The organism is Curvivirga sp. (assembly GCF_965219885.1).
In the GTDB taxonomy this organism is placed as follows: domain Bacteria; phylum Pseudomonadota; class Alphaproteobacteria; order UBA8366; family Aestuariispiraceae; genus Curvivirga.
Map to the genome: position 1 here is coordinate 2,135,335 of NZ_CBDCOT010000009.1, position 25,341 is coordinate 2,160,675.

The 25,341-nt window shown below is 42.5% G+C and carries 27 protein-coding genes; 10 read left to right on the forward strand and 17 right to left on the reverse strand.

Annotated features, from left to right (window positions below):
- Nucleotides 1–27 precede the first annotated feature (27 nt).
- From ACOQOA_RS15555 to ACOQOA_RS15570, 4 genes are read right to left on the reverse strand one after another with little or no spacing between them, the layout of a single operon-like run.
- On the reverse strand, nt 28–498 hold the full coding sequence (locus tag ACOQOA_RS15555) for a hypothetical protein (RefSeq protein WP_420549526.1): 471 nt from the start codon (nt 496–498) through the stop codon (nt 28–30).
- Nucleotides 499–508: 10 nt separating this feature from the next.
- The gene (locus ACOQOA_RS15560) at nt 509–769 is read right to left on the reverse strand and encodes a hypothetical protein (protein ID WP_155154627.1); all 261 of its coding nucleotides are present in this window, start codon (nt 767–769) and stop codon (nt 509–511) included.
- On the reverse strand, nt 769–2,022 hold the full coding sequence (gene flgE / locus ACOQOA_RS15565; protein WP_420549527.1) for a flagellar hook protein FlgE: 1,254 nt from the start codon (nt 2,020–2,022) through the stop codon (nt 769–771). Before flgE ends, ACOQOA_RS15560 begins: the two co-directional genes overlap by 1 nt.
- Nucleotides 2,023–2,044: 22 nt before the next feature.
- Nucleotides 2,045–2,707 (reverse strand): flagellar hook assembly protein FlgD, encoded by a 663-nt coding sequence (locus ACOQOA_RS15570; protein ID WP_420549528.1) that lies wholly within the window; start codon nt 2,705–2,707, stop codon nt 2,045–2,047.
- 270 nt (nt 2,708–2,977) lie between these two features.
- On the opposite strand from ACOQOA_RS15570, the gene ACOQOA_RS15575 reads away from it, so the two are divergent.
- The 6 genes from ACOQOA_RS15575 (at nt 2,978) to ACOQOA_RS15600 (ending at nt 7,853) form a co-directional block, all read left to right on the forward strand.
- A complete protein-coding gene (locus tag ACOQOA_RS15575) occupies nt 2,978–3,811 on the forward strand; it encodes a flagellin (protein WP_155154624.1) in 834 nt (277 codons plus the stop codon).
- Nucleotides 3,812–3,894: 83 nt separating this feature from the next.
- Nucleotides 3,895–5,577, forward strand: a complete 1,683-nt coding sequence (gene fliD, locus ACOQOA_RS15580; RefSeq protein WP_420549529.1) for a flagellar filament capping protein FliD — start codon at nt 3,895–3,897, stop codon at nt 5,575–5,577.
- Nucleotides 5,578–5,588: 11 nt separating this feature from the next.
- Nucleotides 5,589–6,011 carry a flagellar export chaperone FliS gene (gene fliS, locus ACOQOA_RS15585; RefSeq protein WP_420549530.1) on the forward strand — a complete coding sequence of 141 codons (423 nt, stop codon included), beginning with the start codon at nt 5,589–5,591 and terminating at the stop codon, nt 6,009–6,011.
- Between the two features lie 57 nt (nt 6,012–6,068).
- On the forward strand, nt 6,069–6,806 hold the full coding sequence (locus ACOQOA_RS15590; RefSeq protein ID WP_420549531.1) for a sigma-70 family RNA polymerase sigma factor: 738 nt from the start codon (nt 6,069–6,071) through the stop codon (nt 6,804–6,806).
- Between the two features lie 89 nt (nt 6,807–6,895).
- A complete protein-coding gene (locus tag ACOQOA_RS15595) occupies nt 6,896–7,336 on the forward strand; it encodes a hypothetical protein (protein ID WP_420549532.1) in 441 nt (146 codons plus the stop codon).
- Between the two features lie 19 nt (nt 7,337–7,355).
- The gene (locus tag ACOQOA_RS15600; protein WP_420549533.1) at nt 7,356–7,853 is read left to right on the forward strand and encodes a hypothetical protein; all 498 of its coding nucleotides are present in this window, start codon (nt 7,356–7,358) and stop codon (nt 7,851–7,853) included.
- 45 nt (nt 7,854–7,898) lie between these two features.
- On the opposite strand, the gene ACOQOA_RS15605 is transcribed toward ACOQOA_RS15600, so the two are convergent.
- The 4 genes from ACOQOA_RS15605 to ACOQOA_RS15620 are packed head-to-tail and all read right to left on the reverse strand — an operon-like array spanning nt 7,899 to nt 10,831.
- A complete protein-coding gene (locus ACOQOA_RS15605; RefSeq protein WP_420549534.1) occupies nt 7,899–8,705 on the reverse strand; it encodes an SDR family NAD(P)-dependent oxidoreductase in 807 nt (268 codons plus the stop codon).
- Between the two features lie 11 nt (nt 8,706–8,716).
- The gene (locus ACOQOA_RS15610; protein WP_420549535.1) at nt 8,717–9,685 is read right to left on the reverse strand and encodes an LLM class oxidoreductase; all 969 of its coding nucleotides are present in this window, start codon (nt 9,683–9,685) and stop codon (nt 8,717–8,719) included.
- A gap of 15 nt (nt 9,686–9,700) precedes the next feature.
- A complete protein-coding gene (locus ACOQOA_RS15615) occupies nt 9,701–10,480 on the reverse strand; it encodes a CmcJ/NvfI family oxidoreductase (RefSeq protein WP_420549536.1) in 780 nt (259 codons plus the stop codon).
- A 48-nt stretch (nt 10,481–10,528) separates the two neighbouring features.
- Nucleotides 10,529–10,831, reverse strand: coding sequence for a DUF1330 domain-containing protein (locus ACOQOA_RS15620; protein ID WP_420549537.1), 303 nt, complete (start codon nt 10,829–10,831; stop codon nt 10,529–10,531).
- 117 nt (nt 10,832–10,948) lie between these two features.
- On the opposite strand from ACOQOA_RS15620, the gene ACOQOA_RS15625 reads away from it, so the two are divergent.
- Nucleotides 10,949–11,857, forward strand: coding sequence for a LysR family transcriptional regulator (locus ACOQOA_RS15625; protein ID WP_420549538.1), 909 nt, complete (start codon nt 10,949–10,951; stop codon nt 11,855–11,857).
- Nucleotides 11,858–11,958: 101 nt separating this feature from the next.
- On the forward strand, nt 11,959–12,663 hold the full coding sequence (locus tag ACOQOA_RS15630; protein ID WP_420549539.1) for an NAD(P)H-dependent oxidoreductase: 705 nt from the start codon (nt 11,959–11,961) through the stop codon (nt 12,661–12,663).
- 45 nt (nt 12,664–12,708) lie between these two features.
- On the opposite strand, the gene ACOQOA_RS15635 is transcribed toward ACOQOA_RS15630, so the two are convergent.
- Genes ACOQOA_RS15635 through ACOQOA_RS15650 form a run of 4 tightly spaced genes read right to left on the reverse strand, consistent with a single transcriptional unit; the run spans nt 12,709 to nt 17,104 of the window.
- Complete coding sequence (locus tag ACOQOA_RS15635) at nt 12,709–13,476, reverse strand: maleate cis-trans isomerase family protein (protein WP_420549540.1); 768 nt, start codon at nt 13,474–13,476, stop codon at nt 12,709–12,711.
- The gene (locus ACOQOA_RS15640) at nt 13,476–14,648 is read right to left on the reverse strand and encodes a M24 family metallopeptidase (RefSeq protein ID WP_420549541.1); all 1,173 of its coding nucleotides are present in this window, start codon (nt 14,646–14,648) and stop codon (nt 13,476–13,478) included. The genes ACOQOA_RS15635 and ACOQOA_RS15640 overlap by 1 nt, the downstream gene beginning before the upstream one ends.
- A gap of 29 nt (nt 14,649–14,677) precedes the next feature.
- The gene (locus ACOQOA_RS15645) at nt 14,678–15,901 is read right to left on the reverse strand and encodes a diaminopropionate ammonia-lyase (RefSeq protein ID WP_420549542.1); all 1,224 of its coding nucleotides are present in this window, start codon (nt 15,899–15,901) and stop codon (nt 14,678–14,680) included.
- A gap of 24 nt (nt 15,902–15,925) precedes the next feature.
- The gene (locus tag ACOQOA_RS15650) at nt 15,926–17,104 is read right to left on the reverse strand and encodes a M20 aminoacylase family protein (protein ID WP_420549543.1); all 1,179 of its coding nucleotides are present in this window, start codon (nt 17,102–17,104) and stop codon (nt 15,926–15,928) included.
- 130 nt (nt 17,105–17,234) lie between these two features.
- On the opposite strand from ACOQOA_RS15650, the gene ACOQOA_RS15655 reads away from it, so the two are divergent.
- Nucleotides 17,235–17,702, forward strand: a complete 468-nt coding sequence (locus tag ACOQOA_RS15655; protein ID WP_155153447.1) for an Lrp/AsnC family transcriptional regulator — start codon at nt 17,235–17,237, stop codon at nt 17,700–17,702.
- 4 nt (nt 17,703–17,706) lie between these two features.
- Here the strand turns inward: ACOQOA_RS15655 and ACOQOA_RS15660 are convergent, their stop codons facing one another.
- The 4 genes from ACOQOA_RS15660 to ACOQOA_RS15675 form a co-directional block, all read right to left on the reverse strand.
- Entirely contained in the window at nt 17,707–18,915 is a 1,209-nt protein-coding gene (locus ACOQOA_RS15660) for a GAK system CofD-like protein (protein ID WP_420549544.1), read from the reverse strand.
- 76 nt (nt 18,916–18,991) lie between these two features.
- Nucleotides 18,992–20,218, reverse strand: a complete 1,227-nt coding sequence (locus ACOQOA_RS15665) for a CaiB/BaiF CoA transferase family protein (RefSeq protein WP_420549545.1) — start codon at nt 20,216–20,218, stop codon at nt 18,992–18,994.
- A gap of 56 nt (nt 20,219–20,274) precedes the next feature.
- On the reverse strand, nt 20,275–21,453 hold the full coding sequence (locus tag ACOQOA_RS15670; RefSeq protein ID WP_420549546.1) for an acyl-CoA dehydrogenase: 1,179 nt from the start codon (nt 21,451–21,453) through the stop codon (nt 20,275–20,277).
- A gap of 192 nt (nt 21,454–21,645) precedes the next feature.
- Nucleotides 21,646–22,527, reverse strand: a complete 882-nt coding sequence (locus ACOQOA_RS15675) for a LysR substrate-binding domain-containing protein (RefSeq protein ID WP_420549547.1) — start codon at nt 22,525–22,527, stop codon at nt 21,646–21,648.
- Nucleotides 22,528–22,789: 262 nt separating this feature from the next.
- Between ACOQOA_RS15675 and ACOQOA_RS15680 the strand changes: the two genes are divergently transcribed.
- The gene (locus ACOQOA_RS15680; RefSeq protein ID WP_420549548.1) at nt 22,790–23,929 is read left to right on the forward strand and encodes a GGDEF domain-containing protein; all 1,140 of its coding nucleotides are present in this window, start codon (nt 22,790–22,792) and stop codon (nt 23,927–23,929) included.
- Nucleotides 23,930–23,963: 34 nt separating this feature from the next.
- On the opposite strand, the gene ACOQOA_RS15685 is transcribed toward ACOQOA_RS15680, so the two are convergent.
- On the reverse strand, nt 23,964–25,295 hold the full coding sequence (locus ACOQOA_RS15685) for a flavin monoamine oxidase family protein (RefSeq protein WP_420549549.1): 1,332 nt from the start codon (nt 25,293–25,295) through the stop codon (nt 23,964–23,966).
- Nucleotides 25,296–25,341: the final 46 nt, after the last annotated feature.

Below are 25,341 nucleotides of genomic sequence, written 5' to 3' on the forward strand. Positions count from 1 at the left end.
AAATGAAAATGAATAAATAGGAATTTATTAAACGCCGAGATCAGTAATCATGGCCTGGTTCGTTGTCGCAGAAGATTTACCACCCAAAATCAGTTTGTAGCCGTTATGTTGGGTGCGTTTTTTCTCCATCGCGGTAGCGACAGCATTGATGCGTTTACTGGTGGATTGTTTCCGTGCTTCCAGCATGGATTTGTTATTTAACAAAATCTGGGAAAGACGTTTGGTCTTTTCCATTAAGATATCGTTCTCAGTTGCACCTGATGCGATGATTTTTTGTTGATCTCTTTTATATTCGCAAAATAGATCAAAGTATGTTTTGGAGAGGGTAACTTTACGCTTAACGATATCTTCTAATCCGGAGGTATTATCTGATTTATTATGTAACCAGGTTGCTTCTTCGGTTAACAATTGCATCAACTCATCAATCACGCGTGAAAGCTTACCAATGATTGGCAACTCTGCATTATTTTCAATTTTCAAGGCTAATGTTTCAGACATATCTATCTCCTTATTTGCTTGCTCTATGATAGGCGGCGAGGGCTAGTTTACGTTTGGTTTGACGTAAAATATTTGTGCGTATCTTTGTTTGGCGTTCTTTCAATTTATGCATGTGATTTCGCAGATCATCCTTGCAGGCGAGGACTTCATTTCGTGAAATGATATCCGGGTGTTGGTTCATCAATTTTTTACCAAGTAAGCGAATACGTTCACCTTCCATGATCAGTAATTGATTAGATCGCGGTTTGTGTTTTTCAGGTAAATTACTCATTAGCGTGTCGCCGATAATAAGGCGTCAAACATGTCATCTGTCGCGGTGATCACCTGTGCGGCAGAGGAATATGCCTGTTGCGCAACGATAAGACGGGTTAATTGATCCGCATTATCTACCGTAGAAGCCTCTAGTGAATAACCACTCACTGTACCCGCTGATCCTTCACCAGAAACATTCAAGGTGACATCACCGGCATCATAAGTTGCGGAATAGGCATTGCCGCTTTCCATTTGTAATTCGTTTGGATCACTAAAAGTGGCAACAGGAACCTGATAGACAGGATAACTGGTACCATTTTCAAAGGAGGCAATGACATATCCTTGATCATCAACGGTGATTGATTTCAAGTCGCCATATTGGACGCCATCTTTAGAGATGGAATCTAACGTGACGGTTGTTGTAGAATCTGCATCGGTAAATTGTGTTACATTGCTGAAATCAAAAGTAATGCTGCTATCGGACGCGCCTGTTGTCCATCCTGTTATATCAAGTACCGCTGGATCGGGTGTGGTGGTTGTTAAATTACCATCGCTATCAAAGTTCAGTGTAAAGCTACCTGTTGAATCCCCGATATCGGATGAAGTATCGCTGGAATAAGACGGGTCGGCATAAGTTGCAGTCCACTCATTGGCTGCTGTCTTGGTCCAGGTTAATTCCACAAGCGCGCTTGTGCCAAGTGAGTCATAAACCTCAATATCGGTTGTGAATGTGTCACCGATCGCTGCATCTGCGGGTAAATTGGCATCAATTGCGACATTTTCCGTGGCGGATGCATTACCAGTAATACTGTCTAGGTTAATTTGTTCAAGGCTAGCTGTTGATCCGGTTCCTGAAAGGGCTTCACCACTTTCATCAACTGGATATCCCATTAAATAATACCCGGCATCATTGACGAGATAACCTTCATCATTTTCTTCAAAATCACCAGCACGAGTGTAATAAACACTATCGCCGCTTTCATCGGAAACAACAAAGAAGCCCTCACCATCAATTGCCATATGTGTTGAATATGTTGAGTTCTCAACAATCCCCTGAAGTTCTATATTCTGATTGACCGTTGCAGTTACACCGCTACCGGAATAACTGGAAGAACTTGTGTTGTTGGTTACCAATGTTGAAAAACTGGTATCTGCTTCTTTATAGGAAACCGTATCAACATTGGCGATATTTGTTGATATTGTTGAAATTGCTGTGCTTTGTGCATAAAGCCCACTTACAGCAGCATTGAGCGCGCCACTTAATGTACTCATGGTTTAGCTCCTTTCCGTTAAGTTACGCCGCGGTTGCGACGGCAGTTACTTTGTTGGATGTGATTGTTTCGTCATCTACGGTCAGTACATATTCACCACTGACCCAATTGACTTTGCTGACCGTGCCTTGGGTATAGATGTCATCAACGTCCGTGACGGTTCCGTTGGCATCAGATGCAATAACTTGAAGCGTATATGTGCCACTGGTGTAGGTATTTCCGTCAGTGCCTGCACCATTCCAGATGAAGTTATTTATGCCGTCGTTATTATAGGAAGCCGTTGCTTCATAAACGGTATTACCTTCGTTATCTGTGACGGTTAGATCAGCAGATGTCGTGCCTTCAGGTAGATCGAATTCCCAATAGGCACCATCTGATCCCAAACTTGCTTCATCGCTTACATATGTAACCGTATTGCCGAGATATTCAGTTGGATTTCCAGTTGATCCATATTGTGTTTCTAATACCAATGTATTGAGAAGCTCATTGGTCATCACTTGTTGCTCTAACGTGTAATACTCACCTAGTTGATTGGTTAGGTCAGTAGTGTCCATTGGATTGGTCGGATCCTGATTTTGAATTTGCGTTGTAAGCAAAGTCAGGAAATCTTCATAATTGGTTTCAATTTCCGCGCTATAAGTTGCAGCGTCATATCCACTGGATGAAACAAGTCCGTAAACTTCCATAATTTTAGTCCTTTCCTAAAACCCCTTTTCAAAACGGGGCGGACAGCTTTTCAGCCGAAATAATTAAGGGCGCTAAAGCTGTCGGAAATTCATGTCCGGCTTTGTCGGCCTGTTATGACCATTTACGGAAGGGCGGTGAAAATACTGGCGAAAAAAAATAAAAAAATTTTTTCAAAAAAGATGCGCCAGTATTCCAAAGGCTCCTTCGTACAAGCCTATGTGTGACATGCGGAAGAATCCGCTGGCGATTTCAACAGAAGGAGAAAGAACATGCCTACAATTTCTACTAACACAGCGGCGAATACAGCTTTGCGTTACTTGAATGCTAACTCTATGGATCAATCTGACTCATTGGCGAAAATTGCCAGTGGTTCCAGTATTATCCGTGCATCCGATGATGCGGCTGGATTGGCGGTTGCGACACGTATCCAATCCGATATTACGGTGATGGAGCAGGCAGCAACAAACGCTTCACACGGCATCAATATTCTCGAAACAGCGGACGGAGGTCTTTCAAATATCAGTGATATTTTGCAACGGATGAAATCTCTTGCAACACAATCACTTTCTGGTGCTGTGACCGATACAGAGCGTGCATATATCGATGCGGAATTTTCAGAACTGATCGCCGAGATCGATTCTATTGCACAATCTACCCAGTTTAATGGTGACTCTTTATTAGATGGTACTTCTGATTGGGTAACGGGTACGGGTGTGGACTTCCTTTTGGGAACAGATACCACAAACGATGTTTTAAGCGTTGAAATCGATGATTCAGATGCGACTGCACTTGGTGTGAATGCATTGTCTGTAGATACACAGGCAAACGCAACAGCCGCTGCGGCTGCAATTGATACAGCGATTGATTCAATTTCAGCAACACGTGCGAATGTTGGTGCGACGATGTCTCGTTTCGAGTTTCGCGCAGATAATATTGCACAGGCAACAGAAAATTTGGAAGCGGCAAACTCCTCCATTGTGGATGCGGATATTGCTGCAGAACAAGCTGAACTCTCCTCTGCGGAAGTAAAAACCAATGCGGCGATTTCAGCACTGGCTCAGGCGAATTCTATGTCTTCTCAATTGATGAGCTTGTTCCAGTAATTGAGTGGATGGGAAAGCGGCCCCCCTTCCTTGTACCTCACCGCTTTCCCGTCTCTCAACTTTAATTTTAGGATGAATAAAAAATGACTGATGTGTCAGGCACAACAACATTAACTCAAACCACCTCGACCACTTATGTATCCGGGACAAGTGGGTATGACTATTCATCTTTGATTGAAGCAGAATATCAAGAAGCCTTGAGTGAATCCTACACCTTGGCAGATGAGGTATCGGAAGATCAGGCCATTGTTGCAGCTTACGAAGAAATGGAAACCTATCTCCAGGAATTTGAAGATGCGTTAACGACACTTACAGATACAGCAACAGACACTGATGATAATGTGTTTGATGATAAAGCTGCCTATCTAACCAGTGACAGTGATGTGCCTGCAGATAACATCATGGGGGTCCTTGTTGAAGATGACGCCGTCAGTGGCAGCTATCAAATTGAAGTAGAACAAATCGCAACTGCACATAAGATCGCATCCGATACAGTCGCAGATGCTGATGCTGACCTGGGATTAGATGGCACTTTTAATCTTTCAACAGCGACGGGCGGATCCGTTGATATTGTGATTGATGCTACAACCAGTTTGAATGATTTGGTTGATCTGATTAATTCGGAAACGGATGCGACCGGTGTAAGTGCTTCTGTTTTACAAGTTTCTGAAACAGAATTTATGATGGTGTTAACCGCTTCAAACACCAATGAAGAAATTACCTTTGCCACTGTCTCCGGCGACGATGTCGCACAAAGCCTTGGTATTATTGATGGTGCTGGCATTTATCAAAATGAACTTCAAGCAGCGGAACCCGCTATTTTAACGATTGATGGCGTGACTGTTGAGAGAGACAGTAATTCAATTGATGATCTTTTAGAAGGCGTCACTATAAGCCTTTATACTGCAAACCCGGGGACTACTATTACGTTAGAGGTGGCAGAAGATTTGTCTGGCATCAAGGAAGCTGTTCAAGCTTTTGTTGATGCGTATAACAACTATCGAAATTTTGCCATTGTACAGCAAGCAACCACAACATCCGGTGAGGCTTCTGCAGATGCAGTTCTTTTCGGGGATAGCCTATTAAGAAACGCAAATAGTGAAATCTATAACCTTTTGAACACATCTGTTGAGTATGGGGATGATGAGGTTCTCAGTCTTGCGTCATTCGGGATCACGTTTAACTGGGATAACACGCTGACCATTGATGAAGATGTGTTAGATGAAGTGTTGCTATCTGAACCGGAAAAAATCGAAGCTTTCTTTTCCTTTAATGCGACCACGTCTTCCTCTGATCTGGGGATCACGGCTCATGACGGCATATTCGGTGATATGGATTTCGATATGAATATTACAGTCGATGGGGCAGGAGATATGACTTCCGTTGATGTGGGCGGGGACACATCTCTATTCACGATTGATGGTAAAGTTATTTCCGGCGCGGAAGGTACTGAATATGAAGGGCTTTCTTTCATTTATACCGGGGATGCCACTACCACAGTGAATATATCTATTTCTCAAGGGATCGCTGATCAAATGCGATATTCCCTTGATAATTGGGCAAATGAATCCAGTGGGATCTTGTCCGAAATTATTAATGATATGGAAGAATCCATATCCGACAAAAATGAAGAAATCTCCGAAATTGAGAGTGATGCAGCAAACTACTATGACGATTTAGTGGAATATTACGCAGAACTGGAAGCAGAAATCGCGGAATATGAAGCCGTCTTGGATACGCTGACCGCTCTCACCAGTGAAGACTAGGAGTTAGACCAATGTATCAAGCTTATGCCAATGCGATAAATGCATATGCCCGTGCAAGTGAGGCACAAACTGGCGTGCGTGCTATCTTACGCATCTATGATCGAATGTATCATCGTCTATATTTGGCAAAAGAGGCCCGGTTGAACGGGGACTTTGAGACAGAATTCAATTCAGTTGAGATAGTGTTAAAAGCTTTAATAGGCTTGAGATCCAACCTGAATTTCAAGCAAGGCGGGAAAGTCGCTTTAACCCTTAAAGAATACTATACAAATCTGATTTCACAGATTAATTATAGGTATAAAGCTGCGGATAAAATCGAACATTACGATAATATCCTACAGCAGGTTAATGTGATGCGTTCTGCTTGGGCAGCGCTTGCGGGAGAACCCTCAAGTCAATCCTTACAACGTGAGGAAGAGCATGTGCGCGCTTAATGGTTAAACCATGAGTGTGTATTTTGAGGGGCTAAGACAATTAGTAAGTCAGCATATATGGATGGCTTGTTGCTGGATTCCAGTCACGAGGCATCGGGGAATTATGCTTTGCATCAGTCCAATAAGGATATGGATGCAAAGAAGTATAAATTGGCTGAAACATTACCTGCTGTTGCCAAGTTGAAAGGGGCTTTAGCGAAGCGATTAACACGCCATAAACCAGAATCTCAGAAATTATCACCGGAAACAGATAGTGACGAAGCTTTGATGGTTTTGGTCGTACAGGGCGACAAGTCGGCCTATCGGAAATTGGTGGAACGTCATGTGGATCGCACGGTTGCATTAGCGAAACGCATTGTATCTGGTGATAGTGACGCTGAAGATATTGCACAGGACGTATTCTTAAACCTATGGAAAAGTAAGGAGAAATGGAATCCTGAAAAAGCATCGTTTCGAACATGGTTATATCGCATGACCCTTAACAGGGCGATTGATTATCAACGTAAAACCAAATTTGTCAATATTGAAGATGTGCAGGAACCAGAAGACGAGCGTCCAAATGCGGAAACCCACATTCAACAAAATCAGGTTTCTGCAAGGATACGCGATGCCATCAAACAGTTATCTGAAACACAACAAGTTGCAATTTCCTTATATTATCATGAGGGGCTAACAGCTGCGCAGGTGGCAGAAGTAATGGGTATAAAGTTGAATGCAGCAGAATCACTTTTAAAACGTGCGCGACAACGCCTTAGGGAGATTATGAAAGATCAGCAAACTGTGAACGGATTGTGAGAGAAAAAGTGATGGAAATCATTGAAACTCTTAAAGTTCTCAATTAAGTTAATATTTGAAACTTATATATTAGAGGCAGAAGCTTCGACATGACAAAAGAAGAATTTAACGACCATATGAATATGTATGGTGGTGACCTAAGTAAGTGGCCATCCGAATTGCAGAAGCAGGCATATTCGTATTTGCAAGATAATCCTCAAGATTTTGAGGAGCTAGAGTTTTTCAAAGATATAGAGCGAGAGTTATCTATGCGTGAAAAAACGCAAACTTCCCGTTCACTTGTCGATGAAATAATGGCAGATCTTCCAGATGATGAAGGTAATTTGGATGAACAGCCGTCGGGCTTGATGAAAAAAGCGGTTGAACTTTTGTCAGAATTATCAATGGGCAAAATTCCTGCTTTTGCATTGGCTGGGAGTTTAGCATGCGGGATATTAATAGGGGTTCTATCCGGTGTGTCTAAAGGTGATATGGTTGAGGATGTTGCGTTGGCAGAAGATCCTGCCTACAACGTTTTTTACCTTTATTGATTAAAGCTGGGTTGGCCTGATGCAATTGAGTAAATCTGCTTTGAAAGGCATTATAGTCCTTTCTTTATGCCTGAACTTTTTCTTTCTAGGGAAGTTTGGCTCTATGACCTTCTTTGATGATCGTGTGGAAATTAGTGAGAAAAATAAACCCGATGGGCGTCCTATGGGCCCTCCACCGCCGCCACATAAGATCGTTTTGCGAATTTTGGAAATGGCTCATCCACAATTAAGCCCTGAAGGACAGCGTGTTGTTGAAGATTTAGCTTCAAATGTAAAAGGACATTTTGATACTTTGAAACGGCATATGCGAGAGACCCGTAAACGAGGACTGGAGTCTTTACGCGCTGAAAATTTTGATCTTGCGGAAGCTGATGAAATTTCAGCGGATATCGTAAGATATCAAAAAGAAAGCTTCGAAGTTATTCTAGATATCACGACCAAACATTTTGCCATGCTAAGTCACGAAGATCGCATGATTATACATGACTTATTTGCGCGTCGACAATTTGCTAAATAATTAAATAAAAATAAGCCAATGTGATTTAATACATTGGCTTATTCTTTACGTAAGTTGTTTAATCAAGCTTTCCATAGTGGTGATTAATTCGCTCGTTTTTGGGCGATTTAATCCGTCAGGATGAGGATCAGCGAAACAACCATTGTCATTATCAAAATATTTGCCTGAGGCATTCTTAAAGTCATCAGATAACGATGCTTTTACCAAAATATCCGCACCAATGCTTAAATCATGTCCGGCCATTCCATATGCTTCTTTTACCATCTTACTGCCAAGGAAGGAGGCTGGATTTACTGAAACAATCATTGGGCTTGCATCATTCATAGTATGGACTAAACCACGTGACCACATGATGATAGCAAGTTTACTTTGGGCATAAGCTTCACCATCATTCATTGATATATTGCCATTCAGCGCTGCCATATCTACTGGGGCTTGTGCTGCTGAAGAAAGATTAACGACACGGCTGTTCTTATCCATGATCGGCATCAGGTGTTTCGTGAGTAAATATGGGGTGATTGTATTTACCACAAAGCGTATATCAAGATTGTCTTTCGTGGTCGGGTTTGATGTTTTAAAGATGCCTGCGTTGTTTATAAGCACATCAATTGAAGCATGCTTACTTTTTACTTCGTCAGCAAGTTTCACTGTTTCTTTGAAATCTGATAAATCGGCTAAATAGCTTTCGATCTTGGCGTTACTATTTATTGCTGAAACAGCTTTAATAGCTGCCTGCATTTTGTCAGGGTTGCGACCATGCAATAGAAGGGTATGTCCCTTTGATGCAAGTTTTTTGGCTGTTTCTAGCCCAATACCATCCGTGGCGCCTGTAATTAAGATCGTTTTTGTCATTGTTATATTCCTTATTGGGTGAATTTCGGTAAAATTTCTTCTGATATCTGCTTCAAGGTTTCTTCGATATCGTTTCGATTAAAGCGTAAGTTAATAGCGACATGGTTCATCCCGATTTCTTCCAAGGATTTGAGATAATCAATCAGATATTTAGTTCCTGATCTAAATCCTAAATGGATGGGGGAGGGCGCTTCGTCTGGTCTTTCTGTAAGATCAATATATAAGGATTGTGACGCAGGTTTGATTGAAAGCTCTGCATCTTGGGTTCTGCTGCGCCATTCGTTGATAATGGCGGATTGTGTGGACACATTCCTTGGATAGGTAATCCAACCGTCTCCATTTTTTGCCAACCAATCTGGCGATTGCTGACTTGCACCTGTGATCAGAAGAGGAAGTTTGCCATTGGATGGTTTCGGTAACATATCCATATGCCCGTTTGAATTTCCAAAATCATTTTGGAAGTCTGGGTTTTCTAACCACATCTGTTGAATGTATGCGAAGCTTTCGCGAAAGCGCTCTCCTCTATTTTCAAAAGGCAGGTTCATTGCAGGATATTCTTCTGGTCTATCACCGGATGCGACTCCCATGATCAGTCTACCATTAGAAAGAACATCCACACTTGCTGCCGCTTTTGCCACATGCGCTGGATGTCGAAGTGGCAATATGATACTGCCTGTGGCTAATGCGATATGTTTTGTATGGGCTGCTAGAAAACCAAGATATGTGAATGGATCAAATGTCTGACCTGCATCTCCAAAACTTGGAACATTAAATGGGACATCGCGCAACCAAATAGCTTCGAATCCCAGGCTTTCAGCAAGCTTTACACGTTCAACATGGTTTGCCATACCGGGAACGGGGCTTGTCGCATAATTTTCTATAGGCACCACAAGACCTAAGCTAAGTCTATTTGGTTTGTAGACCGCATTATATGCCTTGTTAATAATGGGAAAGTTGTTTTCAGATGTCATGTCCAGCATCTTAGAGTTTCCTTTTCAAGAATATCGAACAAGCGCACGGCTTTCCAAACTCATTCTAATATTGGGTTGAGAGACATCTTCGATACCGTCTAGGGCGCTATGACCAATTGGTGCTAATCCTTGATTGTCGTATACGTTAAAAATAGCAACTTCGTCGGGTGTCATCTTAGACATATAAATCCATTGATGATCTGCATTTTGTACCAATCCGAGGATATGTCCTTTACGGTCAGGGTATATAAGGCCGATATTAACCCAATCATCAGACTTTACTGATTTTGGATGAATAAATCCTAATGGGGAACTGTTCACAGGTGCATGTAATGGACGCCAGATGTTGACGAAGCCAAAATGCCCTTTCTCCCATTCTATAGATTTATCTGATCCTAAAATGTCATGTAATCGATGATGAGCACCTTTGACGCTGTAATCGCCATGGACATTACGAGCTGGTTTACGTAATGCATCCGGGTCATCAAGACGGATGGTGTGATCAAACACAATTACGTCCTTTGCGTTGAGCTCTTCTACCAAAAGATTATTGATTTCTTGATTATACAATTCTTTCCAATCTGTTTTGTCACCGAAATCTTTAATTTTCGTTGGGAAGTTAACAAAGGTGATGCTGTCAGCGGAGAATTTTAAATCAAAATTGGACTTGCGAATATCTTCTAGTTCGATCTCATGAGCCTCTAAAATTGGGCTTACTAAATTTCCTTTTACGCCATTGGCATCAATATGAAACGCCTGTGGTTCATGACTGGTAACATGATAGTTAACTTTTGCTGTTTTCATGATTGTGTCTCTTCCATGTTTGAGTGAGATCGCAATATCAGACACTATTTAGGAAAGGTCGTCTTTACCTTCGATTAAGGCATGGTGACTGATAGAACCTTTGGTCCGTGCTTCTAAATGAGGTGCATATTCAGGGTCATTCATAAAATTTACTGCGGCATCACGGTCAGGCCATTCAAGGATGATGCGCAAAGCAGGTGTATCACGGTTACCTTCCATACGCTCATGACTGCTGGTGCGTGCTAAATATTTCCCACCATATTTGTTAACTAGGGCGTTAGCTGGACCAATATAATCAGCGACCCAGTCATCTGCAGTCGGTGTTACCTCTAAAATGGAATAGTATGTCATGGTCGATCTCCAAATGATTTAATTAGATTCAATTTTGTTTTGTTGACCTCAATATATTCTTCTGAAAAAATAAAAAAATAATTTAAATGTTAATAGATAATTCGGATTTTGAATATAATGTCGATGGATATTGATAGCATTCGCTTATTTGTTCTCGCGGCTGAAAAGCTAAATATCAGCGGAGCAGGCCAAGAATTGGGCATGGCACCTGCTGTGGCCAGTAACCGTTTGGCTAAACTTGAACATATTCTGGGCGCTGACTTACTGCACCGATCTACTCGTAAAGTATCTTTATCTTTGGAAGGTGCAGAATTTTTGCCTTTCGCTAAAGAGATATTAGCGCAAGAGAAGGCTGGACGCGCTGCCTTGGGCAAAGGAAGTGTCGAAGCAACTGGTACATTACGATTTACGGCCCCTGCAAGTTTTTCTCAGTTATATATCGCGCCCATTTTGCCTGATTTCTTGGAACGACATCCAGGCGTGAATTTGGAGCTACGCTTATCTGATGGACGTTATGACTTGATTGAGGGAAGCTTTGATTTAGCGCTTAGGAATTCTGCAATTGAAGATACAAGTTTAAAGGGGCGAAAACTGGCATCAGACAAACGAATTTTATGTGCCTCACCGGAATATCTTGTGAAAAATGGTACACCGTCCCATCCAGATGATTTGATGGATCATCAGTTGATCAGTTTTAAGGATATGACCCCACGAAAGCTAACCGGTTTGAATGGGGAAACAGGTGCGTTTCATCCCATGATGGCAAAGCGCCGTTTGATTTTGGATGATGGATTAAATCAAAAAGTAACCACATTGGCAGGGGCAGGGGTTTCATTAAACTCCATGTGGAGTATTCATCAAGAATTGAAGGAAGGAAAACTTGTTCAAGTTTTGTCTGACTATGAAATAGATGACACATCTGCACTTTGGTTACTCTATCCAAAGTCAAATGTACTCACGACCAAGGTGCGGGTTTTTATTGATTTTCTTATAGAAAGAATTGGTAAAAATCCGATATGGCTTTGATTATATAGATTTTCGAAATTATCAATTTATAAATGAGGCATAGTTTCTGATATCAGGATTCATTATCTGTTGGTTCAAATTTACCAACGGAGCTTTGAGCCATGAAAGAAATTAACAATATCCCTGAAGTGCAAGCACAATTGATGGAAGCTTTTACATCCCGTCATGCCTGCAAAGTATTTGATGCCGACCGTAAGATTGATGAAGCTATCTTTAATACCATTCTTGAGGCAGCACGTATGTCCCCGAGTAGTTTTGGTTTTGAACCATGGCAAATTCTAGTCATTCAAAATGATGAAAAACGCGAATTATTCCGTGATTTTACTTGGGGTGCTAATGGCGCTGCCAGCGGAACTGCAGGTCAATTGGGAACAGCTAGTCATTTTTGTATCTTTCTTGCACATACAGATGTGAATATGAAAGCTGGGTCTGATTATCTTCAAAACTTTATGAAGGAAGTGAAACAATTACCAGATGATGTAATTGAGCTATTTGGTCAGTTTTACAAAAAATTCCAGGATCATGATTTTCAAATCGAAGGCGCACGCCAGATTACAGATTGGTCAGCTCGCCAAGCCTATATTGCACTTGGCAACATGATGAATACAGCAGCTTTATTAGGTGTGGATTCATGTCCGATTGAAGGATTTGAGATTAAGAGAACCCAAGCGACGTTGGAGCAACATTTTGATATTGATCCAACAATTTACAAGCCTGCTGTTATGGCCGCATTTGGCTATCGTGCTGGTGATCCGATGTTCCCAAAATCTCGTCGTTCCATGGAACAAACTGTCGCTTGGTATTAAGGCAATATAATGTAAAAGCCCCGAAATATTTTTCGGGGTTTTTTATTAGAGATCAAATAATTGACCATAACCTTTCAATTTATCTTGGATGCCAACTTTTCTGAGGCAATGCCAAAACATAGCTTGGTTACTGGTCACAACAGGTTTTTGAATGGTTTGTTCTATACGATCAATTACTTGTGCCGAACGGATACCCCCACAACTTAAGAAGACGGCATCTGCTTCTGGTTGGTCAATTTTACAGGCAAACTTGTACCAGAAATCTGCGGTGACTGTTCCAAATTCAATTCCTGTTTCCAGATTTAATCCTTGCAGATCGAGGAGTTGAAACCCCTTGTTCGTTAAAAATTCAGCTTCGGCCAAGTTAATTTCATCCAGGTAAGGTGTACCAACAACTATCTTTTTTGCGTTTAGTTTACGGAGTGCTTCAACTACACCTGTCACAAGGGTTGTTGGCTGAGTATATGGGGCACCTTTTTTAATCTCAGCCATAACAGGTTCTTCGCCGTTTACAATAGATCCACTGGTACAGCTATAGCAGATTACTTCAGGCTTCATATCCGGTTGCAGACGTGATGCTGCATCCGCCATTGTATCTATATGACGCGCTAAGGTTTCATTCGTTGTATAGTCTTCGGTTTTTAAGCGCGTGATATGGATACCGACCCCTTGAGGGCGCATCGCATATAAGTCATCTTCCGCTGCTAAATCCGTGGACATTAGAATAAAGCCTAACCTCGCACGGGCGTGGGCCCCTTCATCAAATTCCACATCCCACTTTTTGGATTTAAGCTGATCTCCTGATGTAAACATTAATCTATCTCCACAATAGGTATTTCTGCTGGGGCACGTCGGGTGAGCCAGATCGGTGCATCTTCAGTGATCAAGATATTTTCTTCATGTACCATCTGTTTACCGGGCGAAAACTCCATACCCGGCTCCAAAGTGACGACCATGCCCGGTTTTAAGACAGTATGATCATCTGGGGTGACGGATGGTCCTTCGGTAAGTTGAATGCCAAGGCCGTGGCCCATACGGCCCACGTCATTACCAAGTGCGCCGCCTGCCTCAAGAACGTCCCACATGGCTTTCCATATATCACTATAAGTCGCACCCGGTCGCGCAACGGCAAAACCCGCATCAGTCGATTTGAAAACGGTTTCATAGGCACGCTTACTTTCATCTGCAACTTCGCCAAAACCATAGTTGCGGTCAAAGTCACAGAAATAGCCGTCATAAACTGTACCGGTATCAATGATTAGAATATCTCCGCGTTCCAAGATACGATCCGTAGGGCCCATAATGATGTTATCATAACCACCCTGGCCTGAAGCTGAGATTAAGTAAGGAGAGTGATCCGCGCCGCGTTCTAATAAATCAATACGCATGCGCTTACAATTATCACGTTCTGACTCACCCGCCTTTAAAAGGTTTGGCAAGTTTTCGAAACAAGTAGAGGTTATATCGCAGGCATAGTGAATTTTCGCGACTTCCTGTTCAGATTTTACATTACGAAGGGCACGCATCATCATGGTTGCATCTGCAATTTCATGAGGTCGAATTTGGTCACATAAAGATTGGAAATTACCAGCCGGCATACGTAAATGGCTTTCATGTCCCATCTGTATGCCAATTTTGCCACCTTTCATACATTCCTTGATAGTTTGAGCCAGTAAGCTAATACCATCATCCTCTGGGCGTGGAGCTGGCCATGTACGGATATCTTCGACCCAAGTGGTGCGCATGCCTGCTGCTCCGATTTCAGGGATAACAGCAATGGGCTTTCCATCGGCAGGAATAACACAAAACCAAGGACGTGTCGGGCTTTCCCAGAATTGTGTGAGGAAGCCAGTGAAGTAACGTACATTTGGTTCTGTGGTGAGTAAAAGAGCATCCATGCCCAAAGCTTTCATTTCGGCTTGGGCACGTGTTGTTCGATTTTCAAATTCATCTAGGGTGAAACCCCGATCCGGTCTTGCGATCATATTAATATTTTTCCTTTTCTTATTATACTTTAGGCCGCAAGGCTGTCGGCAGCAACACCAACAAGTTCCTCATAGATGGCAGGGTCAGTCGCACCTTCGGTTCCAAATACCAAGATGCGGGAATTTTCGTCCAACCCCAAAGCCTCTTTGATGCCCTCATTTTGAAGTGCAGCCAGAGCACCTGCTAAACCTGCAACAGCAGATTCTCCGGCTGCAAAGCTAACATCATCACCACTGCCGTTTGCCAGCAGTTTCATTGTCGGGGCAACGATGTCATCGCTAATGGTTAAAAAGTCGGCTGTGCCTGATTTTAGAATTTCCCAACCTAGATTGGAAACCTCGCCACAGGATAGGCCAGCCATAATTGTTTCTTCGGTAATGTGGACATCAACAGCTTCCCCTTTGATGCCACTTTGGTAGAGGCAATCAGCACGATCAGGTTCAACAATCACAAAACGTGGTTTGTTTTCACCGAAGATTTGCCAAAGATGGGTGCACATCGCGCCAGCCAAACCACCAACACCACCTTGAAGGAATACGTGAGTTGGGGCAGGCGCACCACCAAGTTGTTCTTTAATTTCATTGGTCATAACAGTATAGCCGGCCATCACATTACGTGGTGGGTTTACATAACCTTCATAAGAGGTGTCGGATACTACGAACCAACCGTTATCTTCTGCATCTTGGGCTGCCTGACGTACGGATTCATCATAGTTACCATCCACCCAGATAACTGTGGCACCTAAATCTTCGACTGCCTTTGCACGACCTTTACTGACACCTGCATGCATATAGATAAAGCATCTTGCACCGAAGCTTTGTGATCCCCAAGCCACAGAGCGGCCATGGTTACCATCTGTTGCTGTGACAATGGTGACTTCGGATACTTCTTTCGCGTAAGAACCACCTTGAATATCCGCAATTGATACATCTTTACCTGTGCGTTTGGATACTTCTTCAGCTAATAAACGGAGTACCGCATAAGCACCGCCTAAAGCCTTGAAACTACCTAAACCAAAGCGTCCGCCTTCATGCTTGTAAAGAATATCGGCAACACCTGCTTCGCTTGCTAAATTGTGTAGATGGTAAAGGGGGGTGGCTTCATATCCTTTCCAGCTGCTGATTGTTGTATAGGCGTCTTCAATCGTCTTTGCGCTTAGCACAGAATCTAAAGAAGAAGGATAAACGCCTTCGTCGTAAGAGGTATTTTTATGGTGGTTTAAGGTTGCGTTCTTATAAGCATCTAAAGTCATTTTTATTATCCGTTCTATCGTATCTTATTTGTTTAGGGGAAGCTGATCTTTCACCAGATTGACCCAGAAGGTCGCCCCTAAAGAAAGAATTTCATCGTTAAAATCATAATTCGGGCTATGTAGGCCACAGCCGCCCGGGCCACCACCGCCATTGCCCAGGAAAATATAGGCGCCTTGTTTCTTTTGCAGCATGAAACCGAAATCTTCAGACGCCATAACGGGACTGCAATTCTCATCGACAAGTTCTGGCCCGATAAGGTCTTTTGCTACACGCGCCGCTTGTTCGGCTTCTTCTTTCGTGTTGATGGTCGCCGCGAATTCTCTTGAATATTTGAACGTGAATTCCACGCCATGAGCTGCACAGACACCTTTCACAATGCGATGCATACTGTTTTCGATAAAATCTTGCATATCGGGTGTGAAAGACCGTGTGTCGCCTTTTAGCGTAACTGTGTCAGGGATGACGTTACGCGTGCCATCTGTTGTGAATTCTGTAACAGAAATAACACCTTGAGATAACGGGTCCATCCTGCGGGCAATAATAGTTTGTAAGGCGGTCACGATTTCTGCACCAATGACAATTGGATCAATACCCAGATGGGGCAGGGCCGCATGGGTACCTTTCCCTTGAATATGGATTTCAAAGTTATCTTCACATGCCATCATTGGTCCCGGGCGCACAGCAATATGGCCCGCAGGAATATTTGGCATGTTATGAATGGCGTAGATAGCGTCCATTTCAAAGCGCTGGAACATATTGTCACCCATCATGCCCAAGGCACCGCGACCATGTTCTTCCGCAGGTTGAAAGATAAAATAAACGGTGCCGTCAAAATCAGGATGGTCGGCAAGATGCTTAGCCGCACCCAATAACATAGCTGTGTGGCCATCATGGCCGCAGGCATGCATTTTACCGTCATGGACTGATTGGTACGGAAGGCCGGTTTGCTCTTGAATTTCCAAGGCATCCATATCGGCACGTAGGCCAATAGATGCGCCGCTTTTACCATTGTTCAGCACAGCAACAATGCCGGTTTGGCCAATGCCACGATGAACTTCCAAGCCAAAATCGGTTAGAAGTTTTGCGATTTGATCACTGGTTCTAATCTCTTCAAAGCCAAGTTCTGGATGTTTATGGATATCATGACGCCAGTCGCGCATATCCTGATCCAGTTTTTCGGAAATAAGTTTATTTGTAAGCATTTTTCTTCCTGAACACTTTTGCTGGGAAGAGGATTATATGCATCTTTTAAGACTGTATTTGGTTGAATATTTAATTTATAAGGCTTATTTTCGTATCAAATGTTCATTTTGAGGCAGAAAATAATATCATATGGATAAATTTAATTTAAAGCTGTTAGAATTAGTTCAGAAAAACAATCGCCTGACTGCTGAACAGCTTAGCGAGAAAGTAGGCTTATCGCCCACAGCTTGCCAAAAGCGTCTAAAAAAGATGCGAGAAGATGGGGTGATCCGTGAAGATATTGCCGTGGTGAACCGCAGCAAGGTTGGGCAAAGTGTAACTTTGATTGTTGAAGTGACCCTAGAAAGTGAGCGACCAGAATATTTAGATCAATTCAAGAAAACCATGCGTAATACACCTGAAGTGATGCAATGTTTTTATGTGACGGGGAATGCAGATTTTATTGTGATCTTATCTGCCAAGAATATGAAGGCTTATGAAGACTTTACCCGTCGGTACTTTTTTGAAAATCGCAATGTGAAACGGTTTCATACCAATGTAGTGATGGATGAGGTAAAACTTGGACTTTCAATCCCCGTAGAACTACTTGAGGAATAAAGAGTTAGTTTAAAGTTAATAGGTTAGAAAGAAGTAGGTCGGGATCATAATAGGGCGCAGTTTCTTCGCTTATCAAATTTGCTTCGATGACTTGAATATCTAACTCTTTCAGTTTTTGCATAGTGTCTTCTTGGAGTGAGACGCCATGTTCAGGGTCGATCATGACATGGTTCAACAACTCATTCATTTTGCATGTGTTGTCCACATCTCTTTTTAGAAGATCCAGTAGAATAAAAATACTATCATCGATAGTTCTGCCAAGCCTTTCGGGGTCGTTACCAAGGCTCGGAAAATAGACTTTGGGACAAGGATTACTTCGGATCGCCTTTCCAACACCACGTGGTAACAGGTTTGCAGCAACACTTGAATAGAGACTGCCGGGGGGATAGCAAATCATTTCTGCGGATTGGATCAAATCAATGCGTGATTGGTCAATTGCAACATCAATAGGCGCTTGCTCATCTTTGGAACGTGCTACGAAAAAATCTTTAATAGGGCTTGTAATAGGCCCCGTTTCTTTACCGGTTACGAGATGTTGTCCAACGATTATTTGGCCGTTTTCAAGTTCTACACCAATATGCAGTTTTTCATTTATAATGGCGCGGACACATCCTTGTACATTGACGAGGGTAGAATAATTATCAATGACCTCATCTAACTTTTCATTATTACTCAGATAGTCGCCGGTTAAAATGAGGTTGCCAATACTTGCGATACGCAAATCAAAATCGTCAGGCATCGCGTTATAAAAGGTTTGTAAATGCCCAACGATAATATCATGCATCGGGTTCTTAATCGCTTTTATTAAATCATGTTCCCCATTCACGATGGATTTTAAGTAAGCTTTTAGTTGTTCTTGTGGGCGATCCTTTGGCAGCCTATAGACAAAAAGCTTATAGATATCTGATTGTCCATTTATGCTTTCATCCGCCAAAGCCATGAGGCGAGATCGAATGTCACCCACAGCAGGCATATTAAAAGCGTGACGCAGGATAGCAGAGCTGCCTCCGCTATCGAATGGTGTGATCAAGTGAATGGAATTATGGGTGTATTTTTTTAGATGGCGACTAATACCGTTCAGGGCTGTGCCTCCAGAAAAGAATAAAACCCTTGGCCCGTTCTTTGGGTCATCTTTATAACGTTGTAAACGCTTTATATCTGGGAAACTGGATGTCATTAAATAATCTGCGCCAAAGGAATCATCTTTAGGCATTAATACAAGATATCTAAGGCAAGTCCATGGGGAAGTGGATAATAAAAAAACGGGCCGGCATAAACCGACCCAACTGTTATCCAAGAATATTGTCTGCCTTTAACTTGGTTAGCGTATCAGCATCTAGGTTTAACAACTCACCAAGTGTTTCATCTGTATGTTGCCCCAAGGTAGGTGGGGCCGATTTATATTCCACAGGTGTTTGTGAGAGTTTTAAGGGCGATCCGACAGATGGCACTTGTCTTGCAACTGGATGTTCAAGACTTTGCTGCATTTCACGATGTTTTACTTGCGGGTCTTCAAACACACGATCAATTGTATTAATTGGACCACAAGGAACAGCTTGCGCTTCTAGATTTGTTATCCACCAATCAAGGCTTTGTGTTTCAATACGTGCTTGTAATATTGGTGCGAGAGCCTCACGATTTTTCACGCGTGACGCATTGGTCCTAAATCGTTCATCTTCTGCAATCTCTGGAATGCCAGCTATTTCGCAGAATTTTACAAATTGCCCGTCATTTCCAACCGCCAAAATCATATGTCCATCGGAGGTGGCAAATGTTTGATAAGGAACAATATTTGGATGTGCATTGCCTAGGCGTGTTGGGGCATTGCCACTCGCCAGATAATTTAATGCCTGATTGGCAAGGGTTGCGACCTGTACGTCCAGTAAAGCAACATCAATATGCTGACCTTCTCCTGTTTTGTCGCGATGAGCTAGGGCAGCTTGTACACCAATGACGGTATACAAGCCTGTCAGGATATCGGCCAATGCGACGCCGACTTTCATCGGACCAGCACCGTCTGCCCCATCCGGTTGGCCTGTTACGCTCATAAGGCCGCCCATTCCTTGGATTAAGAAGTCATAGCCTGCACGATTGGCATACGGACCATCTTGTCCAAAGCCAGTGATAGAACAATACACGAGATCAGGTTTGATGGCCTTCAAACTATCGTAATCCAGATTGTATTTTTTCAAGCCACCGACTTTGAAATTTTCGATAACTACATCACATTGTTTTACCAATTCATGTAGTAGCTCTTGACCTTCTGGTTTGGCCATATCAATTGCAACGGATTTTTTGTTACGATTAGCAGACATAAAATAAGCCGCGTCATTCGTATCATTTCCATCGACATCTTTCACATAAGGAGGGCCCCATTGACGTGTGTCGTCGCCGCTGTTCGGGCGTTCGATTTTAATGATCTCAGCGCCCAAATCCCCCAGTGTCTGGCTGGCCCAGGGGCCTGCTAGAATTCGGGATAAATCAAGCACGCGGATATGGGAAAGTGCACCGCTCATGACAGGCTCCTTCTATGAATAACCGGAAGTTCTGATGTTAGGAAGATAGAGCAGGCTTAAAAGAAAGCCTGCAAACCTGTCTGTGCACGTCCCAAAATCAATGTATGAATATCATGTGTACCTTCATAGGTATTCACAGTTTCCAAATTCACCATGTGACGGATAACGTGGAACTCATCAGAAATACCGTTACCACCGTGCATGTCACGCGCCATGCGAGCAATGTCCAAGGATTTGCCAACATTGTTACGCTTGATGATGGAGATATTCTCTACAGCACAGTTGTCATCATCCATCAAACGACCAACACGAAGGGCCGCTTGAAGACCTAATGTGATTTCGGTCATCATTTCGGTCAATTTACGCTGGAATAATTGAGTTTGTGCCAATGGTTTATCAAATTGTTTGCGGTCTAAGCCATATTGACGTGCCGCATGCCAGCAATATTCTGCTGCACCTAGCGCACCCCATGCGATACCATAGCGCGCTTTATTTAAGCAGCTGAATGGTCCACCTAAACCTTTGGCATTTGGAAGCATATTTTCTTCTGGAACGAAAACGTTATCCAAAACGATTTCGCCGGTGATAGAAGCACGAAGGCTCATTTTGCCTTCGATTTTTGGTGTTGAGAAACCTTCAAAACCACGTTCAACGATAAAACCACGAATAACGCCGTCTAGCTTCGCCCAAACAACAGCAATATCTGCGATAGGGGAATTTGTAATCCACATTTTCGCACCGTTAAGCTTGTAACCACCATCCACTTTTTCTGCGCGTGTTTTCATGCCACCGGGATCAGAACCATGATCAGGCTCTGTTAAGCCAAAACAACCAACCCATTCACCAGTTGCCAACTTTGGCAAATATTTCATGCGTTGCTCTTCGGAACCGAATGTATAGATCGGATGCATCACCAAAGAAGATTGTACAGACATTGCAGAACGGTAACCAGAATCAACACGTTCAACTTCGCGTGCCACCAAGCCATAACAAACATGGTTTACATCAGCACAGCCATATTTTTCAGGGATTGTACTACCCAATAGGCCAAGCTCACCAAATTCATTCATGATTTCACGATCGAATTTTTCATGGCGGTTTGCTTCTAAAATCCGTGGCATCAATTTTTCTTGGCAGAAATCACGGGCACTATCACGTACCAAACGTTCTTCATCTGTTAATTGATCATCCAATAGAAACGGATCTTCCCAGTTAAACGCAACTTTTGCGGCCATAATCTTTATCCTCTGACAGGTGTGTTTTTTAATCTAACTTGCATCATATGCATGAAAATCAAAAAATAAAGTGGCGTTTTTTCATGACTTCATGATTTTTATGAATGAATTTCGTGTGAAAAATATGAGCGGGATGTTGTGAAGGTTAAGGTTTTGTTGGGATATAATGTAGGGTGAAGGATGGTGACGGTTTCATATCAGGCTTTTAATCCATGAGGAAAATCTATGAACTTTTTCCAAATCTTTCTTTTTCTGAGATGTCACAAGATAGTAGCCCCGCTGACTTTGGATGGGATTTCCAAAAGGTGCGATTAGTCGATTATCTCGTAATTCTTCTTCTACAAACATCGGTGGAATTATAGCGACGCCAAGGCCTGCTAATGCCGCGCGGATCATATATCCGAATGTCTCAAATTGTGGGCCTATGCTTTTGTGAGGTTGCGGGATGTTATGGGCTTCCAACCATTCCGTCCATGCATATGGGCGAGTTTTTAATCGCAACATGCTATGATCTAGAACGCTTTGTGAGGTGATTTCATCTTTGCCTTCGATCAAAGATGGTGCACATACAGCAACAATGTCTTCTCTAATGAGTTCTTCTGCATGCACATTGGGCCAATTACCATCTCCATGTTGGATCGCGATATCAATATTTTGATGGGCGAAATCAAAAGCTGTAACACTTGTTGTAAAATTAAGCTGTAAATCCGGGTTTTGCTGATTGAAATCTGGCAGACGTGGGATCAGCCAACGTGAGCCAAATGTAGGAAAAGTACCTAAATTCAAGACTTGCTCATCTAATTCACGGGATATGAGCTTGAGGCTTTCTGCTTCCAGTTTATCTAAAATATCAGAAGCAGATTCTGCAAAAGCAATACCTTCCTCGGTAAGGTGTAAACGTTTTTTTATGCGTTTAAATAATGGTGTTTTGAGGAATTCTTCAAGGGATTGCACTTGTCGACTGACGGCACTTTGGGTCAGATTCAATTCTTCAGCTGCGCGGGTGAAGCTAAGATGTCTAGCGGATGCCTCGAAACATAAAACAGATGAAAATGTAGGTATATGCCGACGCATTTCTTGGGGTTCCTAAAGCGCATTTCTAACTTCATTTAAGCATGAAGATTTAAGGGCTTATGTCAAGGATACGAATCATAAGTTGATGAGTGTTATCTATAAAAAGTAGCTACTATTTTATATTTAATATTTGAGATTGTATTTAGAATTAATCTAGATCAATAATATTATAAAAATAAGGGTTATTCTTTTAAAAAGGTTAACTAAATCTTATATATAGCTAGGGGAAAGAAGATAAAATTGCTGTAAGAGGCGACCCAGTATGGATGATGCAATTAGTTTAAAAATGCCAAATAACCATATCAATGTATTCCCATGGAATGACCAATATAATACGGGTATTAACCAGATTGATGAGCAGCATAAAAAGCTGGTTGAATTACTTAATGATTTGGCAGGAACATTAACTCAGGATGATAATGATCAAATTCTTTATGCATTAGATCAACTGGTTGATTATGCTAAATATCATTTTGATTGTGAAGAGAAAATCTGGTCAGAGGTTTTTCAAAATGACAGCTGGTTTAAAGGGCATAAAACTGATCATGTGTCTTTCCTACCAGCCATTTTGAAAATGAAAAAGGATCAAGAACATCTACCTCTTTCTGAAGTTACAGAAAATATGGTTCGCTTTCTTATTCGCTGGCTTATTTTTCATATTATCGACGATGATATGCGAATGGCGTCCGCTTATAGATATTGTCAGGCAGGAAAATCGCTTAGTGAAGCAAAAATGCTCGCAAAGAAAGAAGCATTAGATTCATCCCGTATTCTTATTGATGTGATCTTGGATATGTATGAAAGCATTTCATCACACGCGTTAGATTTAATGCGTGAACGTAGTCAACGGGAAAAGGCGGAAGAAAAACTACAAAAAGCTTATGACGAACTTCAGAAACTTGCAGTGACGGATAAGTTGACTGGTTTATATAACCGCCATCATTTTGAGCAGATATTCGATAAGGAATTGAAACGAGCCATTCGCGATAAAAAGGCTTTGAGCTTTATCATGCTGGATATTGATCATTTTAAATTGCTGAATGATCATTATGGTCACGCAGAAGGGGATGCTGCCTTAGAGAGATTGGGGGCGGAATTGAAACGTCTCTGCCGTCGCCCAACGGATTTTGCATTTCGCATAGGTGGGGAGGAATTTGGTGTTCTTACCGTCGAGGATAATGATCAAGCAAGCCTTCAATTTGCAGAACTTATTAGGAAATCTGTGCAAGAATTAGCGATTCCGAACATTGGTTCAAAAGTAGCAGGCGTCGTGACGATCTCTCTTGGTGTTGTATCAAAAATCCCAACGGCTGAAGATAGTCTGGATGAATTTATGAAGCTAGCCGATGATCGCCTGTATCAAGCGAAGGCGAATGGAAGAAATAAAGTGGTTTCTGCATAAAGAAAGGCTCCGCTATCGGAGCCTTTTTAGTTTGCTATGCCAGTTGTTTACTTACTTTTCTGGCCGTTGTGATACCCGACTTGTGAGCCCCTGCAACTGTTGCCCAGTCATTGGTGCTCATGGCCTCCCCCGCAAACCAAATGCGATTGCCAACGGGCTTTCTTAGTATTTTTCTTGATCCTGCCCCACCTGGTTCTGCTGATGCATATGCGCCCATGGTAAAGCTATTATTTGTCCATTCAGATACATGACCTTTAATCAGTGATTTTTCCATATCACTACCATACATGCGCTTCAGCTCACCGACCACAAAGTCGAGCGTGGCTGCATCACCTTCCATTGCCATTTGACGGGCAAAGTCACCCCCTAAATCACAATAACTGATGCCTGTGCCTGCCGCGTCGACCAATGCTGCAAAACCTTTTGGTGATCCTTGGCTTACTTCATCCACTTTATAGTAGAAGAAGCCGTCTTCGCCGACACCAAAGAAATCTTCTTTTAATTGCAACGCCACATGTGTGTAATGACCCATAGTGATATCATTGAAAGCTTGTTGGGTTCCTACTGGTAGAGGCGGGTCAAACTTAATACCTTCATTGGCCATAACCCCGGTGGATACAGTAACTATGACGCCTTTAGCAGAAATCGTACCGGATGCTGTTTTCACTTTTACACCTTGTTCACCCCATTTGATGGTTTGAACAGGCATATTAAGTCTTACAGGTACGTCTTGGGCATAATGGGTGAAGAGTGCACCAAAACCTTCCTTACAATAGTAATCGGTACCACCTTCTACTCCATACCAATCCTTGCAGGAAAAGTGACTTAGGTCTTTTGCCATTTCAAACGGGCCGGTCGCCAGATGAGCTGTATGTTGCCATGTGCCAACATCAGGTACGATATCGGCTGGCGCAATGTCTCTGCCTGCGGCTCCTGCACGTTCGATGGCTGCAAATGTTTTGCCAACTGCCTGTTGAAATTCAGAATATTCTTCATCCGTTGCATCACGTGTGCCGATACGTAAGACATCTTCGTCTGGGGCTTCATAGATTGTAAAACCATTTGCTTCGCCATAATCGGCAAAGGGGTTTTCTTCTCTGAAATGTAACCAGTGCGCCCCCATATCAAAAGGAACGCCAAAGATAGATGTATCTGTATGAACGCGTCCGCCAATACGGTTTGCGGCTTCTAAAACAGCAAAAGTCAGACCTTGTTTTTGTAATTCTTTGGCGGCGGAAATACCAGCAGCCCCTGCGCCCACAATCACTACATCCACATCTTGGGCAATAGATGTTCCTATAATAAGAGGGGCTGCCATCAGGGCTGTGCCGCCTTTAAGAATATTTCTTCTACTAAATTTCTTCATCACATATCTCGAGTATCATTTTATCTATTATAACTGATCACGGATT